6 protein-coding genes and 1 pseudogene are annotated in these 5,482 nt (G+C 65.7%); 4 read left to right on the plus strand and 3 right to left on the minus strand.

What is annotated here, in order from left to right:
* On the plus strand, positions 1-291 hold a 291-nt coding region (locus tag ACTHL0_RS01000; protein ID WP_440564695.1), incomplete at its 5' end, for a helix-turn-helix transcriptional regulator.
* Here ACTHL0_RS01000 and ACTHL0_RS01005 read toward each other — a convergent pair.
* Positions 264-1,205 (minus strand): LysR family transcriptional regulator, encoded by a 942-nt coding sequence (locus ACTHL0_RS01005; RefSeq protein ID WP_440564697.1) that lies wholly within the window; start codon positions 1,203-1,205, stop codon positions 264-266. The genes ACTHL0_RS01000 and ACTHL0_RS01005 overlap by 28 nt on opposite strands.
* 47 nt (positions 1,206-1,252) lie before the next feature.
* The gene (locus ACTHL0_RS01010) at positions 1,253-1,414 is read right to left on the minus strand and encodes a hypothetical protein (RefSeq protein WP_440564699.1); all 162 of its coding nucleotides are present in this window, start codon (positions 1,412-1,414) and stop codon (positions 1,253-1,255) included.
* A 30-nt stretch (positions 1,415-1,444) separates the two neighbouring features.
* On the opposite strand from ACTHL0_RS01010, the gene ACTHL0_RS01015 reads away from it, so the two are divergent.
* The 3 genes from ACTHL0_RS01015 (at position 1,445) to ACTHL0_RS01025 (ending at position 4,739) form a co-directional block, all read left to right on the plus strand.
* Positions 1,445-2,083, plus strand: coding sequence for a glutathione S-transferase family protein (locus tag ACTHL0_RS01015; protein ID WP_440564700.1), 639 nt, complete (start codon positions 1,445-1,447; stop codon positions 2,081-2,083).
* Between the two features lie 51 nt (positions 2,084-2,134).
* A complete protein-coding gene (locus ACTHL0_RS01020) occupies positions 2,135-3,181 on the plus strand; it encodes a pyridoxamine 5'-phosphate oxidase family protein (protein WP_440564701.1) in 1,047 nt (348 codons plus the stop codon).
* A 250-nt stretch (positions 3,182-3,431) separates the two neighbouring features.
* Positions 3,432-4,739: an Nramp family divalent metal transporter gene (locus ACTHL0_RS01025; protein ID WP_440564703.1), complete on the plus strand. Its 1,308-nt coding sequence runs from the start codon at positions 3,432-3,434 to the stop codon at positions 4,737-4,739.
* Between the two features lie 168 nt (positions 4,740-4,907).
* Here ACTHL0_RS01025 and ACTHL0_RS01030 read toward each other — a convergent pair.
* Positions 4,908-5,482, minus strand: a pseudogene (locus ACTHL0_RS01030) (DNA topoisomerase IB); the annotation flags it as partial.

A 5,482-nucleotide genomic window follows, 5' to 3' on the forward strand; every position in this document is an offset into this window, starting at 1 on the left:
GACGCGCATCTGGCCGACAAGGTCACGCTCGGCGATCTATCGGATGTCGCCTGCCTGTCCGAATTCCATTTGTCGCGCATGTTCCGGGCCTCGTTCGGCATGCCGCCCAATGCATGGATCGCCGAGCGGCGAGCCGATCTCGCGCGGGCGTTGTTGCGCACGACAACGCTATCCGTCGATGAAATCGCTATGCGCGCGGGCTATGCCAATCCGAGCCACTTCGGCCATCGGTTCCGCGCGGCTGTCGGTACGTCGCCGCTGGCTTATCGGCGAGCGGTGGCGCACGGCTGATCCGCGCGGTCCAGATACCTGCGCAACGCATCGATCACCGCGGCCACCTTGGGCGATGGCTGACGCGTCGAGGGAAACACGGCTTGAATGGCAGCCGGCTCGCCGCCCCACTGCGGAAACAGACGCACGAGACGTCCCGCAGCCAAATCTTCCCCGATCGAGAAATCCGTCATCACGGCGAACCCCGCTCCTGCCAGGGTGGCGGCACGGCAAGCGCTGGCCGTATTCGCGAGGAATGCGCGCTTGCAGCGCACGCGCACCCGCTGCCCGCTCAGATCGCACAGCGAGAGCGTATGCGGGTGCGCCATGGTGGATAGCGAGACGAACGGCCATTCGCCGAGCTCGCCCGGCGATTCGGGCAGCCGCCGGCCCGCCAGGAACGCAGGACTCGCGACGATCCATCGCAGATACTGCCCAAGCCGCGCGGAGCGGTAGCTCGAATCCCGCAGATTGCCCAATCGGACGGCGACGTCGATGCGCTCGGCGATCAGATCGACATAGCTGTCGCCGCAGACGAGTTCGACATCGAGCTGCGGCTGTGTGCGATGCAGCGCCGCGAGCGCCGGGGCCACCACAAGTTCGCCGTAGTCGATCGGCGAAGCCACGCGGACGAGCCCGCGCAACGGCCCGGAGATCGCGGAGGTTGCCGAGATCGCAGCGAGCGCATCGCTTGCGGCGCGCACGCATTCGCGGCTGGCCTCGTATAGCGTTCGCCCCGCTTCGGTCAAATTCGAGCGCCGTGTCGTGCGCACGATCAGCGTAGCGCCCACTTCTGCTTCGAGGCGTTGAATGTGGGCACTCACCATCGTTTTCGCCACGCCGAGCCGTTCGGCTGCCGCACTCAGCGATCCCGCTTCCACGACGGCGGCAAAGACGACGAGCCGATTCAGGTTGAGGTCGCGCAGCTCGGGCATAAGCGATTGTCCATCAATAGTGGATTGTGATTCGCTCATTATCCATCTTATGCAGTCAATCGCGTTGCGATAGTCTGCTCGGCGTAGTCGTAGTCGTAGTCGTAGCCGTAGCCGTAGCCGTAGCCGTAGCCGTAGTCGTAGCCGTAGCCGTAGCCGTAGCCGTAGCCGTAGCCGTAGCCGTAGTGGATCAGGGTTACGTCGACATTCACCTTCGCTCACATCGCCACGAGGATTCCGTCATGCCGCTCTCCCGCCCCGAACAGCCGATCCGCCTGCACGCCATGCGCCTTTCGGGCCACGCTCATCGCGCGATGCTCTGTTTGAGCCTGCTCGGCTTGCCGTTTGAAACGATCGAAGTCAATCTCGCCGCGGGCGAGCAAAAGCAGCCGGCGTTTCTCGCGATGAGCCCGTTCGGGCAGGTGCCCGTCATCGAAGACGGCGACACCGTGATCTTCGATTCGAACGCGATCCTCGTTTATTTGGCCAAGCGCTATGGCGATGCGTCGTGGCTGCCCGACGATCCGATCGGCGCAGCGCACGTCGCCCAATGGCTCTCGCTGGCGGCGGGCCAAATCGCTCACGGTCCCTGCGCCGCGCGTCTGATCAAACTGTTCGGCTATGCGCTCGATTACGACGCCGCCGTGCGCATCTCGACCCAACTCTTCAACGTCATAGAGCCGGCGTTCGGCAAGCGGCCGTTCGCCGCCGGCGCGCAGCCGACGATCGCCGATGTCGCCGCCTATACCTATATCGCTCACGCGCCCGAGGGCGGCATTTCGCTCGAACCGTATCCCAACGTTCGAGCCTGGCTCGCGCGCATCGAGGCACTGCCCGGTTTCGTCGCCATGCCGAAGTCTCCGGTGCCCGCCGCCGCATAAAGCGTGGCGACGATGACTCGACTCGACTCGACTCGAAAGGATGAACGCACGATGAACGCCCCGACGACCACCCGCGTTGCCCCCACGCCGCCCCCAGGCTGGGATCTCGGCGAAGCGCCGTTCCATGCCGGCGAAGTGGCCGTGCAAACGCGCGCGGGCGTGCGAGAGAAAGCCGAAATCGGTGGCCGGCGCAGCATTCGCCGCTATCTGCCCGAGCAGCATCGGCTGTTTTTCGCGCAACTGCCGTTCATCGTGCTGGGCGGAATCGACGCCCAAGGACAGCCTTGGGCGTCGTTGCGCATCGGCGAGCCGGGCTTCGTCTCGTCGCCCGATGCTACGACGCTGCGCATCGCCGGGCATGCATTAGCAGGCGATCCGCTCGCCGGGGCCTGGCGTGAGGGGGCCATGCTCGGCGGGCTCGGCATCGAGCTGCCGACGCGCCGGCGCAATCGCGTCAACGGGACGGTGACGGCCGCCGAAGACGGTGTCTTGACCGTCGAGGTTCGCCAGAGCTTCGGCAACTGCGCGAAGTACATCCAAAGCAGGACGCCAACGCGTGTCGAAGCGTTCGATGCAACGGCGGCGACGGCAGCGACCTCTACCGCCGCCGTCGCTGCGCTTGCGTCTGGCCGTCCAACGAAAACGCTGAGCACCGCCGATCGCGCATTGATCGAGCACAGCGACACCTACTTCATCGCCACGCGCGGCAGCTTGGAGGACGACGCCCCCTCGCAAGGCGTCGACGTCTCGCACCGCGGCGGACTGCCGGGGTTCGTCCGCGTGGAAGACGAACGCACCTTCGTCGCGCCCGATTATCGCGGCAATCAGTTCTTCAATACGCTCGGCAATTTGGCCGTCGATCCGCGGGCGGGCCTGCTCTTCGTCGATTTCGAGCACGGCGATCTGTTGTATGTCGCCGCTCGTGCGCACATCGTCTGGGAGGGCGCCGCGCTCGAATCGTTTCCCGGCGCGGAACGGCTCGTCCGGTTCGAAGTCGACGAAGTTCGACGCAGCCCGGGCGCGTTGCCGTTCAGTTGGTCCGAGGTGGAGTACGCGCCGCAATGGAAAACGATGACGGCGGCGGGCGTGGGGTCATAACGGCATCACTGGCCACCGCCCACCGCTGGCCGCTGACCACCAGGCACCACCGTCACCGCCACCGCCGTCACCGACACCGACACCGACACCGCCGACAAGGCACCACCGTCACCGACACCGCCGACAAAATTGAGCGACGCCCGCAGCCAGCGAACACGCGGGTATGGATTCGATTTATAAAAGCAATTGTATTTCGCACATCGATAGCTTTTATCATTGGCCACCAAGAGCAAGACGGACGAGGTGCGTCATGACGACTGCGCAAATGCAACTGGGGTTAAGCGAACGCACGACGCTCGCGATCGGCGACGTATTGGCCGGCCGCGGCCCGGACAGCCCGATCGCGCGCGTGCGCTCGGCGCTGGTGTTGGCGGGCCCGGCCGTCGTCGCATCGATCGCCTACGTCGATCCCGGCAATTTCGCGACGAACCTGCAAGCCGGCGCCAGATACGGCTACTCCCTGCTGTGGGTCGTGCTGGCTGCCAACGTCGTGGCGATGCTGTTCCAAGGTCTCTCGGCCAAACTCGGAATCGTCACCAACCGCAATCTCGCCGAAATCAGCCGCGAGCATTTCCCCCTACCCGTCGTCTACGCGATGTGGGGCATCAGCGAGATTGCCGCGATGGCGACCGATCTCGCCGAATTTCTCGGCGGCGCGCTGGGTTTGTCGCTGCTGTTGCACGTGCCGCTGCTCGTCGGGATGGGACTCACCGGCATCGTCACGTACGCGATTCTCGCCGCCGAACGTCAGGGATTCCGTCCGCTCGAATTGATCGTCGGGGCGTTGATCGGCACTGTCGCGCTCGCCTATGTGGTCGAACTGATGCTTGTCGACGTGAACTGGCGTGCGGCAGCCTATGGCGCGCTCGTCCCTCAACTGAAAGGGCCGGGCGCCTTGTCCGTCGCTGTCGGCATCCTCGGCGCGACGGTCATGCCGCACGCGATTTACCTGCATTCCGGGCTCACGCAGCATCGCGCCCCGGCCAGCAACGATCGCGCACGCCGCAAGCTGTTGCGCTTTTCGAACCGCGAGGTGATCGTCGCGCTTTCAGTGGCGGGACTCGTCAATATGGCGATGGTCATCATGGCGTCGGGCGCCTTTCACGCCGGCCACGCCGACATCGCCGAAATCGACACCGCCTATCGCAGCCTCACGCCGCTGCTCGGCGCCGGCGCGGCGGCCGTCTTTCTCGTGGCGCTGCTGGCCTCGGGCATTTCGAGTTCAGTCGTCGGGACGATGGCGGGGCAAATGGTGATGCAAGGCTTCGTCGGCTTCCACATCCCCGTGGGCGTGCGCCGCTTGTTGACGATGGCCCCCGCGTTCCTCGTCGTGGCGCTAGGCGTCAACGCAACCGATGCGTTGCCGTACAGCCAAGTCGCGCTCAGCTTTGCGCTGCCCGTGCCTATGATCGCCCTCGTGATCGTGACAAGCCGGCGCGATGTGATGGGTGCGTTCGTCAATAGCCGGCGCGTGACGCTGGCCGCCATCGCCGCAACCGTCGCCATCCTCTTGCTGAACGTCGTGCTCTTATTGCAGACCTTCGGGGTCATGGGCTGAGGCGATGCCGCGCCGGGGCTCGGGGCAAGGCGGTCGTGGTCAAGCCGAATCTCGGCTGCTCTCGGCTGCTCTCGGCTGCTCTCGGCTGCTCTCGGTCGCTCTCGGTCGCTCTCGGTCGCTCTCGGTCGCTCTCGGTCGCTCTCGGTCGCTCTCGGTTGCTCTCCGCTGTCAGCCGGATTTACGTAGATCCGCAGTGCCCTGCCGTTTCGCCGCCTGCCTCGATTTGGCGAGCAGCCGCACGAGGCGAGCGTCGTCGCGCGGGAGATCGGCTTCGTCAGGCGGCCGCGCGCGAGCACGCAGCTTGCCGGCCGCGCGTTCAAGCGTCTTGGCGGTCCGTTTCGCCGCGGCTTCGCTTTGCTTTGCCTCGCGCTTCGCACGCCGGGCTTCGCGCGCGAGCAACGTGGCGAAGGCGGCTTCGTCGGCCTTCAGTCCGCGGCGCGTCCTCACGTTGGGCAAGCGATCGAGTTCGCCCGCTTCGAACGCTTCGACGACAGCCGGATGAATGTAGCAACGGCGGCAGACGGCCGGCGTATTGCGCAGTGTGGCGGCGACGCTTTTGACCGTTTCGACGAGATGCTTGCGCGCGTCGGCGACATTGCGCGGCGCGATGCGCCGCAGCGCGGCCAATGCGAAGACGCTGCCGGCCCAGGTTCGATAGTCCTTGGCCGTGAAATCGGCGCCGCTCGCCTCGCGCAGGTACGCGTTGATGTCCGATGAGCCCACGGGCCGATGCGTACCGTCTT

The organism is Trinickia sp. (assembly GCF_051961175.1).
In the GTDB taxonomy this organism is placed as follows: Bacteria; Pseudomonadota; Gammaproteobacteria; order Burkholderiales; family Burkholderiaceae; genus Trinickia.